The sequence below is a fragment of the Streptomyces marokkonensis genome (assembly GCF_008312835.1).
In the GTDB taxonomy this organism is placed as follows: domain Bacteria; phylum Actinomycetota; class Actinomycetes; order Streptomycetales; family Streptomycetaceae; genus Streptomyces; species Streptomyces marokkonensis_A.
On record NZ_VSKS01000001.1, the window covers coordinates 317,271 to 338,418 of the forward strand.

A 21,148-nucleotide genomic window follows, 5' to 3' on the forward strand; every position below is an offset into this window, starting at 1 on the left:
GCGACAATAGGGATGTTTCGTTCGATGGTGACGGGAGGCAAGCACCCCTCACCGGGTGTGTCGGCGTTCAGGGCCCCTGGCGCGGCCCCCGGTGCGCGAGGCCGCGCGCACCTCCGGCTCGCCCACCGCGCGGACGCCGCGGACCGCGACCGAGGTCAGATACGTACGGTCGTCCCCGGCGTCCCCGGCGTCCCCGGAGCCGCGGGGCAGGCCGCCCAGCAGCCGCTGACCCGCGGGGGAGGCCCAGCGCGAGTACGGATGGATCTCGAACCGCACGATGGCCAGGCAGCCCAGCGTGAGGACCAGCGGCAGCGGCCGCGCGCCCCGGCGTGCCGCCGCCCGCGCTGCCGCCGGCGCGGGTCAGCGCCGCAGCAGCACCTGCCGCGTGGCCCGCGCCAGCCGCACCGCCGGCCGGCTCGACCGCGGCCTCGGCCCCGACCGCTCCAGCCACCACTCCCTCAGCTCGCGCCGCACCCGCGCGTCCCGCGGCCGTCCGGCCGGCAGCAGCTCCGCGACGAAGTCCAGCGCGTCCTGCCGGTAGCCGCCGGTCATCGGCCGCGTCTGCGCGTACGCGAGGAAGGCGGGCCGGTATCCGTCCCCGAGGATCACCGGCAGTTCGGGTGCGACCTTGGCGACGACGTCGGCCCGCTTGGCGGCGAGTGCCCGCGCCTGCACGCCCATCCGCACCCGGTCGAACCCCTCGGGCACGGGCGTCCCGGCGACGAGCGCGGACAGCACGGCGGTCTGCGCGAGCGCGAGCCGCTGCCGCGCGGGCCCGGGGGAGCCCCGCCGCGACTCGGGGCGGCCCCCCACGACCGGGGCCGCACTCGGGTCCCGGCGTCGCGCCCCCTCCTCGACCGCCTGCCGGATCGCTGCCAGCTCCCGCTCCATCTCGTCCGCCTCGGGGAAGTTCTCGTCCCGCTCCAGCAGGACGCCGTCAGGACGGACGCGGGACGCGAGATCGGTGAGGACGTCCAGCACGGGCCCCGGGACGGGGTGGGCGTGGCTGTCGTGCCACACGCCGTCCCGCTCGAACCCGCCCGCGACATGGACGTACGCGATGGCCTCCAGGGGCAGTTCGGCGAGCGCCTTGGCCGGGTCCTCGCCCCGGTTGACGTGATTGGTGTGCAGATTGGCGACGTCGACGAGCAGCCGCACCCCGGTGCGGTCGGCCAGCTCGTACAGGAACTGCCCCTCGGTCATCTCCTCGCCGGGCCACGAGATCAGCGCGGCGATGTTCTCCACGGCGAGCGGTACGGGCAGCGACTCCTGGGCGATCCGGACGTTCTCGCACAGCACGTCCAGGGCGTCACGGGTGCGCGGCACGGGCAGCAGGTGCCCCGCCTCGATCCGCGGCGACGCGGTCAGCGCCCCGCCGGCCCGCACGAACGCGATGTGCTCGGTGACGAGCGGCGAGCGGAGGGCGACGGCCCGCTCGGCGAGGGCGGCCAGCCGCCCCTCGTCGGGCCGCTCCGCCCCGCCGAGTCCGAGGGAGACGCCGTGCGGCACGACGGTCACCCCGCGCTCGCGCAGCCGCACCAGCGAACCGGGCAGATGCCCGGGGCAGACGTTCTCGGCGACCACCTCGACCCAGTCGATCCCCGGCATGCGCTCCACCGCGTCCGCGATCTCCGGACGCCACCCGATCCCGCTCCCCAGTCGCACGCTCATCCCCGCCCCCTCCTCCACCCGGCTCTCCCGCCCGGCCCCCGAACGCCCTCTCCGGACGTGCCAGGGGTATCACCCGACCACTCGCCCCCGAACCGCCCTCCGGCCACCTTCAGAGCAACATTTGAGGTTCGGACCCCGCCCCCTGCGGCGCCCTGTCCGGGACGTACTCCACGGGCGGCCGGTAGAGTGCGGACAGGTGGAGGAAGGGGGCGCAGTGGCGAAGGTCACCATCGGTCTCGATGCCGAACTCGTGGTGGAAGTGATGGTCCTCGCGGGGATCGGCTCGCCGCAGGACGCGGTCGAGGCGGTCGTGCGGGACTACATCGCCCGTGGCCACCGCACGGAGGCACGCACCGAGCTCAAGGACCTGAACCTGCGTGAGCTCGACGCCAAGCCGCAGGAGCCGCAGGGCTGAGCCCTCCCGCCCGGTCAGCGCACCGTGAAGGCCGGGGACGTGCCGGTGAACGGGGTGACCGTGCCGATGAGGCTTCTCGCGTCGCCGTGGTAGACGATGCGGTAGGTGCCCGAGGGGGTGTCCTGGGGGACGTCCCAGGTGATCGCGACCTTGGAGGCGGCGATGCCGTCGCGTTCCCAGTGGAAGCGGGTCGGCCAGTCGCCGTCGTCGGCCACGGTGCGCCAGGTTCCGTCGGGGTCGCGGCGCTGGATCTCCAGGTAGGTGCCGCCGCGGTGCAGGTCGTTGCCGGGGTGGGCGCCCGCGAACACGGCCTCGGCCCGTTCGCCGGGACGGTAGTTCTCCCGTGGCGGCACCAGCACGTCCCCGAACCCCCGGAACGCCGGCGGCGCGTCCAGCACCACCCCCGGCTGCAGGGAGAGCGCCTTTCCGGACAGGTCCGGCGCCTTCGGGCCGAGGGGGAGGTCCGTTCCGTCGCGCAGCGAGGTGGCCAGGGCCGCCGCCGTCTGCTGGAGCGCCGGCAGCTGCCAGCGGCCGAACAGCGTGCTGCCGCCCTCGTACTGCTGCGCGTCGTACTCCTCGGGGGTGGTCACGTAGTGGAAGTACGCGTTCGCGTACCCGGCGACCAGTACGTCGTCGAGGTCCGCGCCCACGATCCCGGCCACCGTGCGCCGCAGCCGCAGACCCGCGCAGACGGTCACCTCGCCCGGGATGCCGATCAGGTACAGCCTGCCGACGCGGACCAGCATCACGGGCACCCGCTCCTGCACCCAGGGGTAGACGCGGTTCATCTCCCCGATGGGCACGAAGACGTCCTTGGGCGCCTGCGCCTGCTTCAGTTCCGGTGAGACCGTGTAGATCACCGAGTCGGAGATCGCGTCCCAGAAGGGGTTCTCCCCCTCCTCGAAGCCCGGGAAGGCCGGCCCGTCCTCCATGCTGCCCGCCGCCATCGAGGCGCCGATGCACGGCTTGGACGTCCGGTGGGTCCGTCCGTCACCGGTGAACTCGGGGCGGACGGTGACGTCGGAGAGGTCGACGTACACCAGCCGGGAGTCGACCGGGCCGGACAGCCGGACGCCGGGCTGCCGCACCTGGGCCGCGGCGGCCTCGTACTGTTTCAGTCCGCTCGCTCGGGTGTGCGCGAAGTCCTCGGGTGTCGTGGGCGGTCGCAGGTCCAGGTTGGGGGACATGTCGCCGCTGTTGGTCTGGGCGAACGCCGAGACGAACGCCGGGGAGCCGTCGGACAGGTAGTCGACGTCGTTGACCTCGCGCTCCCAGTGGTAGGCCGCGTAGCCCTTGTTGTCCGCGCTGATGAGCCGGTTGTCACCGGACATGCTGGTGCTGTGCACCGGGAACCAGTTGACGGCCCCCACGGTCCGCCCGGCCCGTTCCACCCGGAGCAGCGTGGTGTGCGCGTCGACGGCGTCAGGGAAGTGGTCGCGGTCGGCCTTCGGGTTGCGGTCGAAGGCGGCCCGGGAGCGGTTGACGCTGGCCCCGGTCAACGTGCCGTGACTGAGGACGAGTTCGGACGGCGCCAGATCGTCGTGGGCCCGCTGGGCGGCCTCGAACAGGCCGTCCGCCACCGCCTCGAAGGTCTTGCGGTGGAAACCGAACGTGGTCGTGTTGTACAGCAGGTGGTGCGAGTAGCCGCCGGGGCCGGCGTGCGTGTGGGTGGCGGTGATGAGCACGTTCTGCTCGGTGTAGAGGTCGCCGTACGCCTCGCCGAGCCGGCGCAGTACCGCCTGGTGCACGCTCTCGAAGATCATCGGCGAGTCCGCGACGATCAGCATGACCCGGCGCCCGCTCGCCTCGTCGGCCACGACGAACGCCCTCGCACGCAACCGGGTGTGCAGCCCGGCGGCCTGCTGGTCGAACCGGCCGTAGCCCATCATGCCGACCTCGGCGACCTCACCGGTGGCGTCGGCGAGACCCCTGCCGACGAGGAAGCCGGAGCCGCGTGCGGCGGCGGTGGCGGCGGTGGCCCGGCTCGGGGCCGCCAGCTGCGCACCCGCCAGTCCCAGACCGGTGAGGGCTCCCGCCCGCAGGACGGTACGACGGCTGCGCACGGGACGACGTTCCGCGGACATCTGCCACTCCTGGGCTCGGTCGGCCTCCTGGCGGGGCAAAACCTGAACAACATTCAAGTTATGCGCCCTCCTTGGTACACCGCCCGCCACAGACGCCGCAAGAGGCGTGAAGGACAGTCAGGGGTCCGGTGGCGCCGACTCACTGGGACACAACGCCCGTGACGGCCGCGGAACCCCGCAGATCGCCTGCTGGAGACATGCCCACGCCCGACGCGGCGTGAGCGGCACGAACCGCGTCGGGGCGAGCCGGGCGGCAGCGTGCCGATCGCGTCACGGTCGTCCTTCGCCCCGACGGCGTTGACCCGTGGTCGCAGGCGCTGTCGGCCGGCCCCGGGGTACGGGCTGTCCGCCGTGCGGGGTGGAGCCGTCGACGAGCGGGGCTTCCGTGTCAGGGTCCTGTTTCCGCGATGGTTCCTTTCGACAACCCGTGCAGCATCAGCGCCACCCCGCTGAGCAGCGACACCGCGGCGGTGAGGACGAGCAGCGTCCCCAGCCCCAGGCCGGGGATCACCGCACCGGCGAGGACCGGCGCTGCGACGGAGCCGACGGCCCCCACGATCAGGCAGCCCGTGAACGCCGCGCCCGCGCGGTCGGGCACCAACTCGGCGGTCCAGACCGCCAGCACCGCCGAGCCGGTCATGTACCCCACGCCGAAGATGCACGCCGAGGCCGCCGTCGCGGCCGGAGAACCGCCGGCGAGCCCGAGGAGCGCCAGCGCCGCGGCCACCGTCACGAGGCACAGCGCCGCCACCCTGAGGCTGCCCAGTCGCTGAGCGACGGACCCGGTCGCCACGCCCACGCCGCCGGTGACGCCGATGGCCGCGTAGAGCGCCGGGACGGCTGCCGTCGGGAGGTCGCGGGCGAGGACATCCGCGGCGTAGGTGAAGTAGATGACGACGACCGCGAAGTAGACGACGGAGTAGGCGGCCGGGACCGTCAGCGCTCTCGCGAGTGAGAAGGGCCCGCCCCGTCCGTCCGGGTGTGGGACCGGACCGGTTCGTGGCACCAGGCGGAGGTTCACCATCGCGGCGGCCACGGCGGCAACGGCGAGGCCGCCCCAGACCAGGCGCCATGACCCCAGTACGGCGAGGACGGCCAGGCCCCCCAGCGCGACCAGTCCGCCGCTGGTGCCGGTCGTGATGAGAGCCAACGCTCTCGGCCGCTCCCGCGGGGACACCGTCCGCGTCACGATGTCGGAATAGGGCGCCCAGACCCAGCCACCCGCGCTGCCGGCCAGGACGGCGCCGACGGCGAGCAACCAGGGGGACTGGGCGACGGTCACGATCACTGCGCCCACCGCGCCACAGGCCCCGCCCGTGGTCGTCGGCGCCCGCGGGCCGCGACGGGCGGCGAGCGGCCTCGCGAGCAGCAGGCCGGCCAGGTAGCCGGCGAACGTGGCGCTGGCGATGAGGCCGAGTACCAGTTCAGAGAGGTCCAGGTCCTGCCGGACGGCGGGCAGCGTGAGGCCGTAGGCGTACCGGGCCATGCCGAAGGCGACGCCGACGACAGCCGCTCCGGCCAGGCCGACCCGGCTGCCCGGGGAGAGCGTCATGCATGCCCCTTCCTCCTGGCGCCCACCGGTGCCGCTGCCCGCAGCGGACTCGGCTTCACGATCGCTCGGCCCTGCTGGTCGGGGTACCGCGGCGAAGGGAACCGGAGACGGCGTCGTACCGTCGGCCGGAGTCCGAGGTTACATCGATGGCTCATCGGGGCGGTGTCGCCTCCCGAGCCCCTTCATCCGGGCCGAGACCACCGACGGAGACACACGGACACGTCGCCCTCTGACGCATCTGGGGCCCGGATCGCCGGGCCGTCACGCGAGGTGCGGTTCCCACGGCGTTCCACGGTGCTGCGCTGTTTGCCGGCTCCCGTCGCGCAGGGGCATCACGTCACCGCAGCGCCGGATGGTCCGCCACCACCGTGCAGGAGCCCGGGGCGATCTCCGTGTAGCCCGCGTCGCGGACCGTGGGGAGACCGCTGGTGGTCAGGGCGGTCCAGTCGGACGGGGCGGCGGTGCGGACGGCGAGGGGGAATCCCGTGTCGTGCCAGGTCCTGCGGGCCTCGGGGGAGAGCCCCCACCAGGCCAGTTGCGCGCCGTGGCCCGCCTGGGCCATGGCCTTGCCGGCCGACATGCCGAGGTCGGGGTTGAGCCAGAGGGCGGGGACGCCCGGGTCCGCCGGGGGCACGGGGTCGGGGTCGTCGAGGTCGGTGCCGGAGACCTGGAGGCGGGCCAGCTCCTTGGGCCAGCCGTCCAGCGGGACCGGCGGGAAGACGCGCACCTCGGCGGACTTGCCGGTGACCGTGATGCCGGGGAGCGCCTCCGCGCGGCGCCACTCCGCGCCGCGTGCCCGGCGCACCACCTTGCGGATGCGGGCGTCCTGCCAGTCGCGTATGGCCCGCGCCCACTCGCCCTCGCCCACGGAGCGCTCGTCGGTCAGCATGACCAGCACCGCGCGGGCCGCCGTCTCCAGGGCGTCCGTACGGGCCGGGGGCGCCGCCCGCTCGATGCGGACCACCAGGGGCAGCACGAACTGGGGTGCCGCGTCACGGGCGCCCGGGTCGGGGCGGAAGGGGCTGTCGGGGGCGGGTGTCGTCCGGTCGTCGCTCACGGGTTCAGTGTGCCAAGGCGCACGACCGCCGTGTCAGCCGGAGCAGGAGGTGCGTTCCGCCTCACGCCACTCGCAGACCGGGCACAGCGTGATCCCCTTGTACGACTCCGGGTACTCGGTCGGTTCCCGGCACAGCACGCACTCCGCGTACGGCGGGCCGTCGGCCTCGGGCGGCCTGGACGCGTCGATCAGGCAGTAGTCGGTGTCGGTGTCGTTCATGGGTTCAGGGTAGGCCGGGCGGTCCGGTCGCGGCCGGTTCAGCGGGTGGGCCCGCTTCGCGGCCCGCCGCCCGGGGCAGGGCGCCTCGAGGTCTCGCCCAGCGCGAGGCGGAGCGACGGGGTGTAGGTCCGGATTAATTCATCGGACGGCATGGAGGCGAACGGTTCGAGACGCAGGATGTACCGGGTGACGACCAGGCCGGCGATGTGGGCGCAGAACACACCGGCGCGTCTGCGGGCGTCCGCCCCGCCGATCCGGCCGGCGATCTTGTCGATGAGCTCCCGCTCCAGCATCTCCTTCACCAGTCCGGTGACGGCCGGATCCTGGGCGGCCCCCGCCACCAGGGCGCGCAGCGGTGCTCCGGAGTTCGGGTCCTCCCAGAGGGCGAGCAGATCGCGCAGGGCGCGCTGGGGGAAGGTGACGGGGTCGCCCTCCGCGGTGCGGGCAAGGGTCTCGGCAGGGTTGACGGCCAGCGCGAGTGCCGCGCCGAACAGGCCCTTCTTGGAACCGAAGTAGTAGCTGACCAGAGCCACGTCCACGCCCGCCTCGGCCGCGACGGCGCGCAGGGTGACGGCCTGGTACCCGTCCTTGAGGAAGCGGCGGCGCGCGACGTCGAGGATCTGGGTACGTGTCTCGGGCTTTCCCGCCCTTCTGCCGCGCGAACGCGAATTCATCATGGTTGAGATTCTATGACCGGGCGAGTGACTCTGCCGGTGTTCCCCCCCTCTCAGCGGGGCCCTCCGAACCCCGCTCCTGCTTACGGAGGCCCGGCGTGCTCTCTGTCCTGGCTCGTTTCTCGGTGCGGCATCGATGGTGGGTGATCGCTGTCTGGTTGCTGGCCGTGATCGGGGCGGCCCTCGGCGCTCGTACGGCCGGGGGTTCGTTCACCAACGACCTCACACTCGAGGACACCGACTCCCAGGCCGCCTACGACACCCTGCGCGAGCGGTACCCGGACCTGTCCGGGGACGGTATGCAGGTGGTGATCCACAGCGACTCGGGCATGACAACGGCGACGATGAAGGCCGCGGTCACGGACGCGGTGACGGTGGCGCGCGACACACAGGACGTGGCGGTCGTCCAGTCGCCGTACGGCCCCGGCCCGACGATGGTCTCCGAGGACGGGCGCACCGCCGTCGCCACCGTCCAGTTCACCGAGCGGGCCAAGGACGTGCCCGAGGCGTCGGTGGAGGCCGCGCAGGAGGCGTTCGACCCGGTTCGCGACGCCGGCGCGCAGGTCGAGTACGGCGGCGCGGTGCTCCAGGGCGAGCACGGACCGTCGGGGAGCGAGGCGATCGGTCTGGCCGCCGCGGTGCTGGTCCTGCTGGTGGCCTTCGGATCGGTCCTCGCCATGGTGGTGCCGCTGCTGACCGCCCTGTTCGCCCTCGCGCTGGGGATGTCGCTCCTCACCGTGGTCGCCTCGCTGACCACCATCGGCACCTCCGGTCCAGTCGTGGCGACCATGATCGGCCTCGGTGTGGGCATCGACTACGCGCTGCTGGTGGTCACCCGGCACCGGGAGGGCATGCACGCGGGCCACACCCCTGAGGAGTCGATCCCGCTCGCACTGGCGACAGCCGGCCGGTCGGTACTCGTGGCGGGTGCCACCGTGGTCGTCGCGATCCTGAGCCTCTACCTCATCGGCATCCCCTTCGTCTCCGCCCTCGGACTGGCGAGCACCATCACGGTGAGCGCCACCCTGATCGCGGCAGTCACCCTTCTGCCGGCCGTGCTGGCCGTCTTCGGCACCAACCTGGACCGGTTCCGCGTGCGGAAGCTGCGATTCGACCACGGCACGGGACGGACCGGCGGCTGGCACCGCTGGACCGGCCACGTCCAGCGGCATCCCTGGCCCTACCTCCTCGTGTCCACCGTCGTCCTGATCGCGATGGCGCTCCCCCTGTTCTCCCTGCGCCTGGGCACGGCCGACGACGGCTCGGCACCGGAGGACAGCACCGAGCGTCAGGCCTACGAACTGGTCGCGCGGGACTTCGGCCGGGGCTGGACCGGCCCTCTGGTGGTGACGGCACGGTTCGCCGGGGGGCAGCCGGCGGCGGAGGTGCAGCAACAGGCCGCGGAGGTGCGCACCGAGCTGGAGAAGGCGGAAGGTGTGCAGGAGGTACGGCCCCCTCGGCTGGACGAAACCGGGACCACTGCCATCTACACCGTCGTGCCCGAGGGCTCACCGGACGACGAGTCCACCGAGCGGCTGGTGCACCACCTGCGCGACGACGTCCTCCCCGGGGCCACGCCGGACGCCGAGACGCACGTCGGCGGTTCCACCGCCACCGCCATCGACCTCGCCGACCGGCTCGGCAGCCAGATGGCCTGGTTCATGACCTTCGTCGTGGGACTCAGCTTCCTGCTGCTCACGATCGAGTTCCGTTCTGTCGTGGTGCCGCTCAAGGCGGCGGCGATGAACCTGCTCTCCGTCGGTGCGGCCTACGGCGTGGTGGTCGCGGTCTTCCAGTGGGGCTGGGGTGCCGGACTGCTGGGCGCCGAGGCCGGGCCGGTGGAGTCCTTCGCGCCGGTCATGCTGTTCGCCGTCCTGTTCGGACTGTCCATGGACTACGAGGTGTTCCTCCTCAGCCGGGTCCGGGAGGAGTACCTGCGGTCCGGGGACGCCGGTGCCTCCGTGCGCAGCGGCATCGCCGCCACCGCCCGCATCATCACGGCCGCCGCGTCGGTGATGGTCGTGGTCTTCGGCAGCTTCCAGCTGAACGACGAGCGGACCGTCAACCTCTTCGGCTTCGGTCTGGCCGTCGCCATCGCGATCGACGCCACGCTCGTGCGGCTGGTCCTGGTGCCCGCCGTCATGGCGCTGCTCGGAGAGCGCGCCTGGTGGATGCCGCGCCCGCTGCGGCGGTTCCTGCCGCATCTGCCAGGGCACGCGGCGGACGTGGCACCGCCTCCGTCCTCGTCCTCGCGTGCCGGGGATGCCGGCCCCGGATCGCCGACGGCCGCGGACCGGGAGCGGAGCGAGCCGGCTCCGGGGCCGCGGCACTGACGGACACCTCCGGCACGGGGCACGTCCGCACCGGTGACCGGACCTCCGCGTCCAACGTCTCCCGGCCGGCCGGGCCCCGCCCACCCACCCCCCAGTCGCCTCCCACGACCCATCGAATCCGACGGAGAGCACGTTGCCCGACACCTTCCTCGACCTGCCCGTCCACCCTCTGATCGTCCACGCCACCGTGGTCGCCGTGCCCGCCGCCGCCCTGACGGTCGCGACAGCCGCCCTGTGGCCCCGCTTCCGAGGGCGGGCGGGGCTGCTGCCCCTCGCGCTGAGCGTCATGGCACTCGTCCTGGTCCCGCTCACCGTCAGGTCCGGCGAGACGCTCGCGGACGGTGTCGACCGGACCGATGCGGTGCGGCGGCACATCGACCTCGGGGACGGGCTGCTCCCCTGGGCGGTCGTCCTCACCCTGGGAGCCGCCGCCCAGTTCTGGGCGACCCGGCGGGAGACCCGTCCGCGGAACGGACAACGTGCTTCCGTCTCCCGCCCACTCGCGGTGGCACTCACCCTGTTCGCGCTGACCGGTGCGGGGGGCAGCGGCCTCCAGGTCGCCCGCATCGGCCACAGCGGCGCCGACGCCGTCTGGGACACACGAACGGCACCGGTCCCACAGGGCGCGGCGGAAAGGATCACGCGGTGACGCACCGCGCACCGCGCACCGAGCACCGAGCAGAACCGACCCCCCGGCAAGGAGACAAGCGTTGTTCACGGACCCCACGCACGCGTACGGCACCCCCGGCGTTCCGGAGACGGAGCACACGAGTCCCGACGTCCTGATCATCGGCGCCGGCCCCACCGGCCTGACCGCCGCGTGCGAAGCCGTACGCCACGGCCTGACCGTGCGCGTCATCGACCGCAAACCTCACCGCTCCACCTTCTCCAAGGCCTTGGTCGTTCATGCCCGCACCATGGAGATCTTCGAAACGATGGGCATCGCCGATCGGATCCTGGCGGAAGGCACCCGTTTCACGGCACTGAACGTGAACACGCCGCGCCGCCGCCCGGTGCGCGTCGATCTGATCGGTCTGCCCTGGGGCGACACCGCCTACCCCTTCTGGTTGTCGGTTCCCCAGTACGCCACCGAACGCGTCCTCGAAGCGCACCTCACGGACCGCGGCCACCAGGTCGAATGGGGAGTGGAACTCAAGGAGGTCCACGACGAGGGCAGCGGCGTCCAGGCCACCCTGCAGCACGCGGACGGCACGTACGAGGTGGTGCGCGCGCGCTGGCTGATCGGCTGCGACGGAGGACGCAGCCGCACCAGGGAGGCCGCCGGTCTGCGCCTGGACCGCTCCGACGCCGGAGCGACCTTCGTGCTGGCGGACGTGATGACCACGGCGGCACTCGCCGAGGACGAGGGGCATGTCCATCTCGCCCCGGAAGGCCTGTTGCTCATCGTGCCGATGCCGGAGCCGGGCCGGTGGCGCATCATCGCCCACGACCCCGGGGCACAGCGGAAGGAGGCCCCGACCGTCGACGCGGCCTTCCTCGACGACCTGATCCGCCGGAGGTCCGGGATCGCCTTCGGCAGCCACCACGTGACCTGGACATCCCGCTTCCGGCTCAGCCACGGTGTCGCCGACCACTATCGCCGGGGACGGGTCTTCCTCGCCGGTGACGCCGCCCACGTCCACAGCCCGGTCGGCGGCCAGGGCCTCAACACCGGGGTGCAGGACGCCCACAACCTGATGTGGAAGCTCGCCGCCGCCGGACGGGCGGTCGACGGGGCGGACGGCCTGCTCGACAGCTACGAGGCCGAGCGGCGGCCGGTCGCCCACGCGATGGTGCGCGGCACGGCCCGCGCGACCGGAGCGCTCACCACACGCAAGGGCATACCCCGAGCCCTGCTCGGCATGGTCGCGCCGACGCTCCTGACGCGCGCCTCCGTGCGGACCCGGTTCGGACGCGGGGTCGGCATGCTCGACATCGCCTACGCCGGCGGGGAGTCCGCCGACGGGGACCGCACCCCGTTCGCGGTCGGCCGTCGCCTGCCCAACCCCCTGTTACGCGGCGGTGGACGGCTCCATCAGCACCTATCGCCCCGGGGCTTCACCTGGGTCGCCCGGGGCCGTGCGGGTGAGGAGCATCCCGGGCCCGACGACCCGAGGTGGTCGGGAGTCCCCGTGGTCTTCCTTCCCGACACGCGCCTCGTGGACCCGCCGGCACCGGCCGAGGCGGCCCCTGTCGTCCTGGTCCGCCCCGACCGCCACATAGCGGCCACCGGCCGGACGGTGACATCCGTGCTCTCGGCCGAGCCGACCCCCATGGTGCTGTGCGCCACCGGCTCGTCGTCCCTCAGGCGTCCTTGACGACAGCGCCGTGCGTCCGGGTCACGTCCCGGCGGCGCGGGCCCCGCTCCGCTCCGCCGCGATCAGCTCGGAGACCTTCACGAAGCGGTAGCCCTGGCGGCGCAGCTCGGGGACGATCGTCCGCAGGGCCCGTTCCGTGGCCGGGGCCGCGCTGCGGGTGCAGTGCAGGACGACCACCGACCCGGGGCGGACGCCGTCCAGCACCTGCCGGGCCACCGCGTCCGCGTCCGTGGCGAACGCGTCGCCGCCGACCACGTCCCACTGCACGGCCGTGACCCCGGCCGGGATCAGCGCCTTGAGCGCCTGACGGTCGTAACAGCCGCCGGGGAAGCGGAAGTACGGCATCGGGTCCGTCACGCCCACCTTCCGGAACACCGCGTACGCCCGTTCCACGTCCGCCCGCATCCGGTCGGCCGAGACGGTCGGCAGGCCGTAGCAGTCGCCGGTGAAGGCGTAGTGGCTGTAGGAGTGGTTGGCGACCTCGAAGAGGGGGTCACGGCCGATGGAGCGGGCCTGGTCCGGGTACTGCTCGGCCCACCGGCCCGTCATGAACACCGTGGCCGGCACCTTCAGCGCGCGCAGGCCGGCGATGAGCTGCGGGTGGTCGAAGCGCTCGCCCGCCGCGGCCCTCGGGCCCTGGTCGGCGGTCATGTCGGCGTCGAAGGTGAGGGCGACCGTCCTGCCTCCGGTACGCGGGCCGTGGTGGAAGACCGGGGTCAGGCCCGCGGGGCCCGGGGCCAGGGTGGGCGGTGACGGGACGGCGGGGGACGCCGAGGGCGCGGGGCGCGGCGCCTGGGGGTCCGGGCGGGCGGCGCAGGCGGTGAGGGCGGTGAGCGCGGCGGTCAGCGCGCATGCGGCGGCCGCCCGGTGGATAAGTGTGATCACCGCATGACGGTATGAGGTGCTTTGCGGTGATCGGTGTGGGCCGCGGGGGAGCGCCGACGAGTCTCACCCGGTCGGCGGCCCCGTGCCTTTCAGATGTCGCGCCGGTCCAGCGGCCGTGTCGCCGGGCCCTGGACGACCTTGCCCTCCGTGTCGAACCGGGAGCCGTGGCACGGACACTCCCAGGCGCGCTCGGCGGCGTTGAAGTCGACCAGGCAGCCCAGGTGGGTGCAGCGGGCCGAGAGGGCGTGCAGGGTGCCGTCGTCGTCGCGGTAGACCGCGAGCCGTCCGCCGTCGACGCGGACCACGGCTCCCTCGCCCGGCGGCAGCGCCTCCACCGGCGGTGACGGACGCATCCGGTCGCCGACGAAGTGCTTGGCGACCTGCGCCTGGTGCTTGAGGAAGGACGGCGCCTCGCGCACGGCGGAGGCCAGGCGGCGCGGGTCGTACAGGCCGCTCCACTCGCGCTCCTCACCGGTGATCTGCGCGGTGAGCAGCAGCCCCGCCATCATGCCGCCGCTCATGCCCCAGCCGCCGAAGCCGGTGGCGACGTAGGTGTGCCGGGCACCCGGGTGCAGCGGGCCCACGAGGGGCACGGTGTCGGTGGGATCGTTGTCCTGGGTGGCCCAGTGGTGGGTGAGCTCCACGTCGGGGAAGTGCCCCCGGGCCCAGGCGGAGAGGCGGTCGAAGCGCGCCCGGGTGTCGCCCGTGCCCGGCGTGAAGTGCTCGCCGGTGATCATGAGGAAGCGACGGGTGCCGTCCTCGCCGTACGGGGCCGTGCGGACCGAGCGGGTGTTCTCCTCGGTGGTGATGTACATGCCGCCCGGGTCCTGGGCGGCCGGAATCGGGCCGGCGACGACCAGCTCCCGTCGCGGTGAGAGGCGGGTGAACAGCAGCGCCCGGTCGAAGACGGGATAGTGGGTGGCGACCACGACGTCGCGGGCCGTCACCATGGCCCCGGTCGACGTCGACAGCCGGCACGGCGTGCCCTCCTCCAGGCCGAGGACGGTGGTGTCCTCGTGGATGCGCCCGCCGTGCGCGACGATGTCGTCGGCGAGGGCCAGCAGGTACTTGCGCGGATGGAACTGGACCTGGTCCGTCACCTCGACGGCGCCCGCCACGGGGAACGGCAGTCCGGTCTCCGTCACGAACGACGCCGGCAGACCCGCCTCCCGCGCGGCCCGCGCCTCCGCGCGCAGCTCCTCGACCTGGCTCTCGTCCCGGACGAAGGTGTACGCGCTGCGGCGCTCCCACTCGCAGTCGACGCCCAGCTCCGCCACGACCCCGGCCGTGTGCTCGATCGCCTCGGACTGCGAGCGGGCGTACAGCCGGGCCCCCTCGCTGCCGCGGGTGCGGCGCAGCTTGTCGTAGATCAGTGTGTGCAGGGCGGTGACCTTGGCCGTGGTGTGGCCGGTGACGCCGGCCGCGATCCGCCCGGCCTCCAGCACCGCGACGCTTCTGCCGGCCCGGGTCAGCTCCCGCGCCGTGCAGAGTCCCGCGATGCCCCCGCCGATCACCGCCACGTCGACCTCGAGGTCGTCGGTCAGTGCGAGATGCCGTCCGCCGGGTGTGCTCTGGAGCCAGTACGAGTCGCCGGCCTGCTGCTTCTCCGTCATGCCGGGCCGAGTACCCACGTGTGTCCGGTTCAGCGTGACCGGGCTGTCCTGTTGCGGGACGGGCCGGAAGGGACTAACGTACAACCAAATGGTTGTAGATGGGATCGCAGACGAGACCGGCGAGACCGTGGACCGGCTGTTCCACGCCCTGGCCGACGCGACGCGGCGCGACATACTCCGTCGCTGTGTCCGGGGTGAGCTGTCCGTGTCACGTCTGGCCGCGGCCTACCCGATGAGCTTCGCCGCGGTGCAGAAACACGTCACCGTGCTGGAACGGGCCGGTCTGGTCACCAAGGAGCGACGCGGACGGGAGCAGCTCGTGCGCACCGACCCCGACGCGGTGGGCCGCGCGAGGCAGGCACTGGACGAACTGGAGTCGGCCTGGCGCGCCCGGGTGGACCGGATGTCCGGTCTGCTGGCCGAGGACACCGACGCGACCGGTGAATCCGGGGCCACGGCCCCCGACGAGAACACGACGAAAGGACCGGACAGATGACTGTCACCAGCGTGGACAAGGACGTCGAGCACCTCACCCTCACGCTCGTCGCCGACTTCACCGCCCCGGTGGAGCGGGTGTGGCAGCTGTGGGCGGACCCGCGCCGGCTGGAGCGCTGGTGGGGGCCGCCGAGCTACCCGGCGACCTTCGAGGAGCACGATCTGACGCCCGGGGGCGGGGCGACGTACTACATGACCGGCCCGGAGGGCGAGAAGTTCGGCGGCTGGTGGCGGGTCTCCTCGGTCACGCCGCCGACGGCCCTCGAGTTCACCGACGGCTTCTCCGGCCAGGACGGCAGGCCGAACCCCGAGATGCCGACCACCTCGGTACGGATGACGCTCACCGGGCACGACGGCGGTACGCGCATGGAGCTGCGTTCCGTGTTCGACACCCGGGAGCAGATGGAGCAGCTGGCCGAGATGGGCATGGTGGAGGGGATGAGCCAGGCCGTCGGCCAGATGGACGCGCTCCTGGCGGGCTGAACACCGCGCCGGGACGCGGGGGCGGCGCGCCGCCCCCGCGTCCCGGTCCTCGTCGCCCGGCTACCCGCGCCAGGGGCCCGTCACGGCGAACGTCGTGCCGGGGTCGTAGCAGTTGACGTACATCGTCCGGCCGTCCGGGGAGAAGGCGACGCCGGCGAACTCGCCCCACTCCGGATCCTCGGGGGTCCCAGTGTTCTGGCGGTTGCGGGCCATCGCGTAGACCTCGCCGCGCCGGGTGACGCCGTAGACGTGCTGGGCCCCGCCGCCGTCCTCGCACACCATCAGACCGCCGCCGGGCGCGAGGCAGATGTTGTCCGGCGACTCACCGGGCAGCTGGATGTCCGTGTCCGGGCCGAAGACGATCACCAGGGTCAGTCGGCGCCGGTCCGGGTCGTACCGCCAGATCTGGCCGTAGTGGTCCCCGGCCGAACCCTCGGCGCTGCGGGCGAAGGACGAGACGAAGTAGACCGAGCGCCCGCCCCAGTAGCAGCCCTCCAGCTTCTGCGCGTGGGTGATGCCCCCCGGGCCGAAGTCCTGGTGGCGGATGGGTGTTCCGGCGGCCCCCGGGTCCGGTACGTCCACCCACTCGACGCCGTCGAACCGGGCGCCCGTCTCCTGGATCGAGGACAGGTCGGGCACCCCCGGCACCCGCATCGCCTGGAGCCGGCCCCCTGCGCGCAGCGAACCGGTGCCGCCCAGGGGCTTGTGCGGCAGGAAGCGGTAGAAGAGGCCGAAGGGCCGTTCGAAGGCGTCCTCGGTCTCGTAGACCACGCCGCGCCCCGGGTCCACGGCGACCGCCTCGTGCTGGAAGCGGCCCATCGCGGTCAGCGGCACGGCGCCCGTGCGGCGCGGGTCGGCGCCGTCGACCTCGAAGATGTAGCCGTGGTCCTTGGTGTAGCCGTTGGTCCCGGCCTTGTCCTCGGTCTCCTCGCAGGTCAGCCAGGTGTTCCAGGGGGTCGGACCGCCCGCGCAGTTGACGGCCGTACCGGCGATCGCGACCCGCTCCGACAGCACCGCGCCGCGGTGGTCCAGGGTCAGCGCCGTACAGCCGCCCTTGCCCTCCGGGTCGTAGGTCAGCCCCTCGACCGCCGGGACGGGGACTCTGCCACTGGCGCGGTTCTCGTGGTTGCGGACCAGGTGGACACGGCCGTGGCGGCCGGCGAACGCCGCCATGCCGTCGTGGTTGGAGGGCACCGGTCCCTCGCCGGAGCGCAACGGGTCGCCCTCGCGGGAGAGCACCTTGTAGCGGAAGCCCTCCGGCAGGTCGAGAAGTCCGCCGGGATCGGGGACGAGGGGGCCGTAGCCGCGGTGGCCGAGGTTCCGGGCGGCGGCGGTGCCGGTGAACAGTTCGGAGAGGGCGCCGGTGAAGGCGATGCCGATACCCACGGCCCCGGAGCGGGCGAGCATCTGACGTCGTGTCGCCGGGGAGCCGGTGGTGGACCCGGTTTCTGACATGGGGAAACCTTCCTGCTGGCGGACAGGAACTGTGACCCAGCCGTGTCTATCACCTGCCGCCGGTCCCGGGAACCACGCGCGTAGCGCGTGTCACGGGCCCGGCGGCTCCCCGGAGGGCCTATCGCCGGTCTCCACCGCGCGGTTCGCGGGCGTCTGCTGGGCCCGCTCCAGGAAGCGCAGCAGCTCCACCGGGAAGGGCAGGACGAGGGTGGAGTTCTTCTCGGCGGCGACCGCGACGATGGTCTGCAGCAGGCGCAGTTGCAGCGCGGACGGCGTCTCGGCCATCTGCTGGGCCGCCTCGGCGAGCTTCTTCGACGCCTGGAACTCGGCGTCGGCGTTGATGACCCGGGCCCGGCGCTCGCGGTCGGCCTCGGCCTGGCGGGCCATGGACCGCTTCATCGTGTCCGGCAGGGAGACGTCCTTGATTTCGACGCGGTCGATCTGCACGCCCCAGCCGACCGCGGGGCTGTCGATCATCAGCTCCAGGCCCTGGTTGAGCTTCTCGCGGTTCGACAGCAGGTCGTCGAGGTCGCTCTTGCCGATGATCGAGCGCAGCGAGGTCTGCGCCATCTGCGAGACTGCGAACCGGTAGTCCTCGACGTTGATGATCGCCGCCGCCGCGTCGACGACCTTGAAGTAGACGACCGCGTCGACGCGTACGGTCACGTTGTCCCGGGTGATGCCCTCCTGGGCCGGGACCGGCATCGTGACGATCTGCAGGTTGACCTTGTGCAGCCGGTCCACGAACGGGACGATCAACGTGAAGCCGGGGTGCCGCGGGTCGCCCCGCACGCGGCCGAGGCGGAAGACCACGCCGCGTTCGTACTGTTTGACGACGCGTGCCGCCGCGACGAGATAGGTGGTCGCCGCGATGCCGACGCCGACGGCCGCGGTGAGCAGTTCCTCGACCATGACGACCTCCCGTCCAGAGGTCCGGGGAGCGCGTACGCTTCATCCGCACCTGCAACGATATGCCCGGTGTCCGGTGCGAGGCCATGGCGTGCCGTGAGGGTGAGGGCGTGAGGGCCGGGCGGGCCGGTGGTGGGGGTCTTCGCCCCCGCCGTCCCGCCCCCGGGGCCTGTCCCGCCCCCTCGGGCGGGCCCACGCGGCGGAGCCGCGTGCCGGTACGGCCCCGGCGCCCCGGGGCCGCGCAGCTCCCCGCCCGCCGGGGCCCGTGCGTCCTACCGGGCGTCGGTGAGGCGTCCCGCGTCGCGGGCCAGGGCGGTGAGGCGGGATATCGCCCGGAAGTACTTCTTGCGGTAGCCGCCCTTCAGCATGTCCTCGCTGAACAACCGGTCGAACGGCAGCCCCGAGGCCAGCACGGGCACCTCGCGGTCGTAGAGCCGGTCCGCGAGGACGACGAGCCGGAGCGCGGTCGACTGGTCCGGCACCGGACGCACATCCGTGAGGCACACCGCGCGGAGTCCGTCGGTGAGGGCGCCGTAGCGGCTGGGGTGGACCCGCGCCAGGTGGTCCAGCAGATCCGGGAAGGAGTCGAGCGAGGCGCCCTCGGTGGAGTGCGCGGTCCGGGTCACCAGCTCGGCGGAGTACGGCGGCGGCGCCTCGGGCAGACCCCGGTGGCGGTAGTCCTCACCGTCGATGCGCAGCGCGCGGAAGTGGGCCGACAGGCCCTGGATCTCGCGGAGGAAGTCGGCGGCGGCGAACCGGCCCTCGCCGAGCTTGCCCGGCAGGGTGTTCGAGGTGGCGGCGAGCGCGACACCCGCCTCGACCAGCTTGCCGAGCAGGGTGGAGACCAGCACGGTGTCGCCCGGGTCGTCCAGCTCGAACTCGTCGATGCACAGCAGACGGTGCCCGGAGAGGGTCTTCACGGTCTGCTGGAAGCCGAGGGCGCCGACCAGGTTGGTCAGCTCCACGAAGGTGCCGAACGCCTTGAGGGAGGGCTCGGCCGGGGTGGCGTGCCACAGGGAGGCCAGCAGGTGGGTCTTGCCGACGCCGTAGCCGCCGTCGAGGTAGACGCCGCGCGGCCCGGCCGGCGACTTCTTCGGCGCCTTGCCGAAGCCGAACAGCCTGCGCCGGCCCGGGTCTCCGGCCGGCGCCCCGTTCAGGCCCGCCGCGAAGCCCTCGAGGACGCGGACGGCCTCGGTCTGGCTCGGCTGGTCCGGGTCGGGGATGTAGGTGCCGAAGCGCACCGCGTCGAACCGCGGCGGCGGCACCATCTCGGCGACGAGCCGGTCCGCGGGGACATGGGGCTCGCGGGCGCACAGGGACAGCGGAGCCACGTCGGCTGGCGGACCGGGACGGGAGGCGGCGGAGGAGGACACGGTCCCCCATGCTACGGGGCGTGGAACACTGCCTGACATGCGACGCCTGTTCCCCGTGACCGACGTGACCGACGAGACAGCGGCCCCCGGAGGGGAGGACGGCCGCGAGTGGAGCCTGGCCGAGCTGGCCGCCGCGTACGCCTACCCCGAGCCGGGGCCCGGGGGCCGGGAGCCGTGGCTGCGGGGCAACATGGTGTCCACCCTCGACGGCGCCGCCCAGCACGACGGCCGCTCGCAGCCCATCTCCTGCCCGGCCGACATGCGGATCTTCGGCGTGCTGCGGGCGCTCGCCGACGTCGTGGTCGTCGGCGCCGAGACCGTACGGCAGGAGGGCTACCGTCCGGCACGCGCGCGTGCCGAGTTCGCCGCTGCCCGGGAGGCGGCCGGACAGGGACCGGCGCCCGTGATCGCGGTGGTGACGGCGAGCCTCGACCTGGACTTCTCCCTGCCGCTGTTCGCCTCCCCGCTGCTGCCCACGCTGATCCTGACCGGCGCCGGCGCCGCCCCGGACCGCGTCGCCGCCGCCGGGAGGGCGGGCGCCCGGGTGGTGACCGCCGGGGAGGGGGTGGCGGTGGACCCCGCGCGGGCGGTGCGGGCGCTGGCGGACCTCGGACACACCCGGCTGCTGACCGAGGGCGGGCCGCGGCTGCTGGGCCAGACGGTGGCGGCCGGGGTGCTGGACGAACTCTGTCTCACCGTCTCCCCGATGCTCACCGCGGGTGACGCTCAGCGCATCGCCGGTGGACCCTCAGTGACACTTCCGCGGCGTTACACGCTGAACTCGGTGTTGGAGGAGGACGGCTTCCTGTTCACGCGCTACCGGCGGGCCTGACCGCCCGGCCGGGCGTGTCCGGAAGCGGGAGCCCGGAAGGGAGTCGGCAACCTGTTCGACGGCGGCCGCCGGTCCGGCGATCGGCGGTACGGATCCGCCCACCCCGTGCGGGAAAGGGCAAGACTGATTCCGGCAGTACCCGTGCGAACACGGGGCAGGATGGTTTCCGCGGGGCCCGGCTCGGCCCGCGGAGCGGAGAGGGCCCGCGGGTCCTCCGAGGAGAAGGGGCGCCTGGTGTTCACAAGCGTACTGATGATCGAGAAGGCTCTGACGTCCGCCGACGTGGAGTTCGTCACCACCTTGCACGGCGACGAGCCGGTCTCCTTCCACGTGCTGCTCCAGCCGCGCGGCGAACAGGCCGACCGGCTGCTGAGAGCCATCGACGACGTCGCGCTCGGCGAGATCGACGAGGCCGTCCGCGAGGGTGAGACGCCCGAGGGCGAGGAGGCCCAGAGCATGGGGGAGCGGGCCCTGGAGGTGTCCCTGCAGGCCCTGCGGGCCACCGGCGACACGGCGGACGGCCGGCTCATCGAGGACCACCCGCTGGACGCCCTGAAGGCCCTCGTGGAGGAGGTCGGCGCGGACGAGGTGATCGTCCTGACCGACCCGCACTACGTGGAGGAGTTCTTCCACCGGGACTGGGCCTCCCGGGCCCGGCACAAGGTCGGGGTCCCGGTCCTGAAACTCTTCTCCCACAGCAAGGCATAGGCTGAGGGCGGCGCTCTCCCGGCCTCCGGCGAGGGCGCGAAGACCGCCGTCCCGCTCGTCGCACCACTGGGA

At 73.2% G+C, this 21,148-nt stretch carries 20 protein-coding genes; 8 read left to right on the forward strand and 12 right to left on the reverse strand.

The annotated features are described in order from the left end of the window. Positions 1 to 48: 48 nt before the first annotated feature. Both F1615_RS01395 and F1615_RS01400 read right to left on the reverse strand, forming a co-directional pair. A complete protein-coding gene (locus tag F1615_RS01395; RefSeq protein ID WP_341873403.1) occupies positions 49 to 276 on the reverse strand; it encodes a hypothetical protein in 228 nt (75 codons plus the stop codon). An 84-nt stretch (positions 277 to 360) separates the two neighbouring features. After that, positions 361 to 1,671 carry a DUF692 domain-containing protein gene (locus F1615_RS01400; protein ID WP_167533620.1) on the reverse strand — a complete coding sequence of 437 codons (1,311 nt, stop codon included), beginning with the start codon at positions 1,669 to 1,671 and terminating at the stop codon, positions 361 to 363. A 214-nt stretch (positions 1,672 to 1,885) separates the two neighbouring features. Between F1615_RS01400 and F1615_RS01405 the strand changes: the two genes are divergently transcribed. Continuing rightward, complete coding sequence (locus F1615_RS01405) at positions 1,886 to 2,086, forward strand: type II toxin-antitoxin system VapB family antitoxin (RefSeq protein ID WP_149546973.1); 201 nt, start codon at positions 1,886 to 1,888, stop codon at positions 2,084 to 2,086. Positions 2,087 to 2,100: 14 nt separating this feature from the next. Here F1615_RS01405 and F1615_RS01410 read toward each other — a convergent pair whose 3' ends face one another. The 5 genes from F1615_RS01410 to F1615_RS01430 form a co-directional block, all read right to left on the reverse strand. Next, positions 2,101 to 4,170 (reverse strand): neutral/alkaline ceramidase, encoded by a 2,070-nt coding sequence (locus F1615_RS01410; RefSeq protein WP_149546974.1) that lies wholly within the window; start codon positions 4,168 to 4,170, stop codon positions 2,101 to 2,103. Positions 4,171 to 4,558: 388 nt separating this feature from the next. Then, positions 4,559 to 5,722: an MFS transporter gene (locus F1615_RS01415; protein WP_149546975.1), complete on the reverse strand. Its 1,164-nt coding sequence runs from the start codon at positions 5,720 to 5,722 to the stop codon at positions 4,559 to 4,561. Between the two features lie 337 nt (positions 5,723 to 6,059). Continuing rightward, entirely contained in the window at positions 6,060 to 6,779 is a 720-nt protein-coding gene (locus tag F1615_RS01420; protein WP_149546976.1) for an aminoacyl-tRNA hydrolase, read from the reverse strand. A 33-nt stretch (positions 6,780 to 6,812) separates the two neighbouring features. Beyond that, positions 6,813 to 6,998, reverse strand: coding sequence for a hypothetical protein (locus F1615_RS01425; protein ID WP_149546977.1), 186 nt, complete (start codon positions 6,996 to 6,998; stop codon positions 6,813 to 6,815). Between the two features lie 38 nt (positions 6,999 to 7,036). Then, positions 7,037 to 7,675, reverse strand: coding sequence for a TetR family transcriptional regulator (locus F1615_RS01430; RefSeq protein WP_149546978.1), 639 nt, complete (start codon positions 7,673 to 7,675; stop codon positions 7,037 to 7,039). Positions 7,676 to 7,815: 140 nt separating this feature from the next. On the opposite strand from F1615_RS01430, the gene F1615_RS01435 reads away from it, so the two are divergent. The 3 genes from F1615_RS01435 to F1615_RS01445 all read left to right on the forward strand — a co-directional run bounded on the left by F1615_RS01435 (position 7,816) and on the right by F1615_RS01445 (position 12,323). Beyond that, on the forward strand, positions 7,816 to 10,005 hold the full coding sequence (locus F1615_RS01435) for an MMPL family transporter (protein WP_167533621.1): 2,190 nt from the start codon (positions 7,816 to 7,818) through the stop codon (positions 10,003 to 10,005). A 133-nt stretch (positions 10,006 to 10,138) separates the two neighbouring features. Then, on the forward strand, positions 10,139 to 10,654 hold the full coding sequence (locus F1615_RS01440; RefSeq protein WP_149546980.1) for a DUF2231 domain-containing protein: 516 nt from the start codon (positions 10,139 to 10,141) through the stop codon (positions 10,652 to 10,654). A gap of 61 nt (positions 10,655 to 10,715) precedes the next feature. After that, complete coding sequence (locus F1615_RS01445; protein WP_167533622.1) at positions 10,716 to 12,323, forward strand: FAD-dependent monooxygenase; 1,608 nt, start codon at positions 10,716 to 10,718, stop codon at positions 12,321 to 12,323. A 21-nt stretch (positions 12,324 to 12,344) separates the two neighbouring features. Here F1615_RS01445 and F1615_RS01450 read toward each other — a convergent pair whose 3' ends face one another. Together F1615_RS01450 and F1615_RS01455 are read right to left on the reverse strand one after the other, a co-directional pair. After that, entirely contained in the window at positions 12,345 to 13,208 is an 864-nt protein-coding gene (locus tag F1615_RS01450; protein WP_149546982.1) for a polysaccharide deacetylase family protein, read from the reverse strand. Between the two features lie 89 nt (positions 13,209 to 13,297). After that, positions 13,298 to 14,821 (reverse strand): FAD-dependent oxidoreductase, encoded by a 1,524-nt coding sequence (locus F1615_RS01455; protein ID WP_149546983.1) that lies wholly within the window; start codon positions 14,819 to 14,821, stop codon positions 13,298 to 13,300. 88 nt (positions 14,822 to 14,909) lie between these two features. On the opposite strand from F1615_RS01455, the gene F1615_RS01460 reads away from it, so the two are divergent. Next, entirely contained in the window at positions 14,910 to 15,317 is a 408-nt protein-coding gene (locus F1615_RS01460) for an ArsR/SmtB family transcription factor (RefSeq protein WP_149546984.1), read from the forward strand. Further along, a complete protein-coding gene (locus F1615_RS01465; protein WP_149546985.1) occupies positions 15,314 to 15,799 on the forward strand; it encodes an SRPBCC family protein in 486 nt (161 codons plus the stop codon). The genes F1615_RS01460 and F1615_RS01465 overlap by 4 nt, the downstream gene beginning before the upstream one ends. A gap of 60 nt (positions 15,800 to 15,859) precedes the next feature. Here F1615_RS01465 and F1615_RS01470 read toward each other — a convergent pair whose 3' ends face one another. The 3 genes from F1615_RS01470 to zapE all read right to left on the reverse strand — a co-directional run bounded on the left by F1615_RS01470 (position 15,860) and on the right by zapE (position 19,575). After that, positions 15,860 to 17,254 carry an alkaline phosphatase PhoX gene (locus F1615_RS01470; RefSeq protein ID WP_149546986.1) on the reverse strand — a complete coding sequence of 465 codons (1,395 nt, stop codon included), beginning with the start codon at positions 17,252 to 17,254 and terminating at the stop codon, positions 15,860 to 15,862. A gap of 90 nt (positions 17,255 to 17,344) precedes the next feature. Further along, positions 17,345 to 18,166 carry a slipin family protein gene (locus F1615_RS01475; protein WP_149546987.1) on the reverse strand — a complete coding sequence of 274 codons (822 nt, stop codon included), beginning with the start codon at positions 18,164 to 18,166 and terminating at the stop codon, positions 17,345 to 17,347. A 269-nt stretch (positions 18,167 to 18,435) separates the two neighbouring features. Beyond that, the gene (gene zapE / locus F1615_RS01480; protein WP_149546988.1) at positions 18,436 to 19,575 is read right to left on the reverse strand and encodes a cell division protein ZapE; all 1,140 of its coding nucleotides are present in this window, start codon (positions 19,573 to 19,575) and stop codon (positions 18,436 to 18,438) included. Between zapE and F1615_RS01485 the strand changes: the two genes are divergently transcribed. Together F1615_RS01485 and F1615_RS01490 are read left to right on the forward strand one after the other, a co-directional pair. After that, entirely contained in the window at positions 19,574 to 20,368 is a 795-nt protein-coding gene (locus F1615_RS01485; RefSeq protein WP_149546989.1) for a pyrimidine reductase family protein, read from the forward strand. The two genes, zapE and F1615_RS01485, sit on opposite strands and share 2 nt — an antisense overlap. 234 nt (positions 20,369 to 20,602) lie before the next feature. Further along, positions 20,603 to 21,076 carry an indole-3-glycerol phosphate synthase gene (locus F1615_RS01490; protein WP_208818226.1) on the forward strand — a complete coding sequence of 158 codons (474 nt, stop codon included), beginning with the start codon at positions 20,603 to 20,605 and terminating at the stop codon, positions 21,074 to 21,076. Positions 21,077 to 21,148 lie beyond the last annotated feature (72 nt).

What these genes read in the sequence shown, in the direction of transcription:
- F1615_RS01455 (WP_149546983.1), bottom strand. Translation starts at nt 14,821, where the DNA reads ATGACGGAGAAGCAGCAGGCCGGCGACTCGTACTGGCTCCAGAGCACA.
- F1615_RS01430 (WP_149546978.1), bottom strand. Translation starts at nt 7,675, where the DNA reads ATGATGAATTCGCGTTCGCGCGGCAGAAGGGCGGGAAAGCCCGAGACA.
- F1615_RS01475 (WP_149546987.1), bottom strand. Translation starts at nt 18,166, where the DNA reads ATGGTCGAGGAACTGCTCACCGCGGCCGTCGGCGTCGGCATCGCGGCG.
- F1615_RS01410 (WP_149546974.1), bottom strand. Translation starts at nt 4,170, where the DNA reads ATGTCCGCGGAACGTCGTCCCGTGCGCAGCCGTCGTACCGTCCTGCGG.
- F1615_RS01415 (WP_149546975.1), bottom strand. Translation starts at nt 5,722, where the DNA reads ATGACGCTCTCCCCGGGCAGCCGGGTCGGCCTGGCCGGAGCGGCTGTC.
- zapE (WP_149546988.1), bottom strand. Translation starts at nt 19,575, where the DNA reads ATGTCAGGCAGTGTTCCACGCCCCGTAGCATGGGGGACCGTGTCCTCC.
- F1615_RS01460 (WP_149546984.1), top strand. Translation starts at nt 14,910, where the DNA reads ATGGTTGTAGATGGGATCGCAGACGAGACCGGCGAGACCGTGGACCGG.
- F1615_RS01400 (WP_167533620.1), bottom strand. Translation starts at nt 1,671, where the DNA reads ATGAGCGTGCGACTGGGGAGCGGGATCGGGTGGCGTCCGGAGATCGCG.
- F1615_RS01485 (WP_149546989.1), top strand. Translation starts at nt 19,574, where the DNA reads ATGCGACGCCTGTTCCCCGTGACCGACGTGACCGACGAGACAGCGGCC.
- F1615_RS01425 (WP_149546977.1), bottom strand. Translation starts at nt 6,998, where the DNA reads ATGAACGACACCGACACCGACTACTGCCTGATCGACGCGTCCAGGCCG.
- F1615_RS01465 (WP_149546985.1), top strand. Translation starts at nt 15,314, where the DNA reads ATGACTGTCACCAGCGTGGACAAGGACGTCGAGCACCTCACCCTCACG.
- F1615_RS01470 (WP_149546986.1), bottom strand. Translation starts at nt 17,254, where the DNA reads ATGTCAGAAACCGGGTCCACCACCGGCTCCCCGGCGACACGACGTCAG.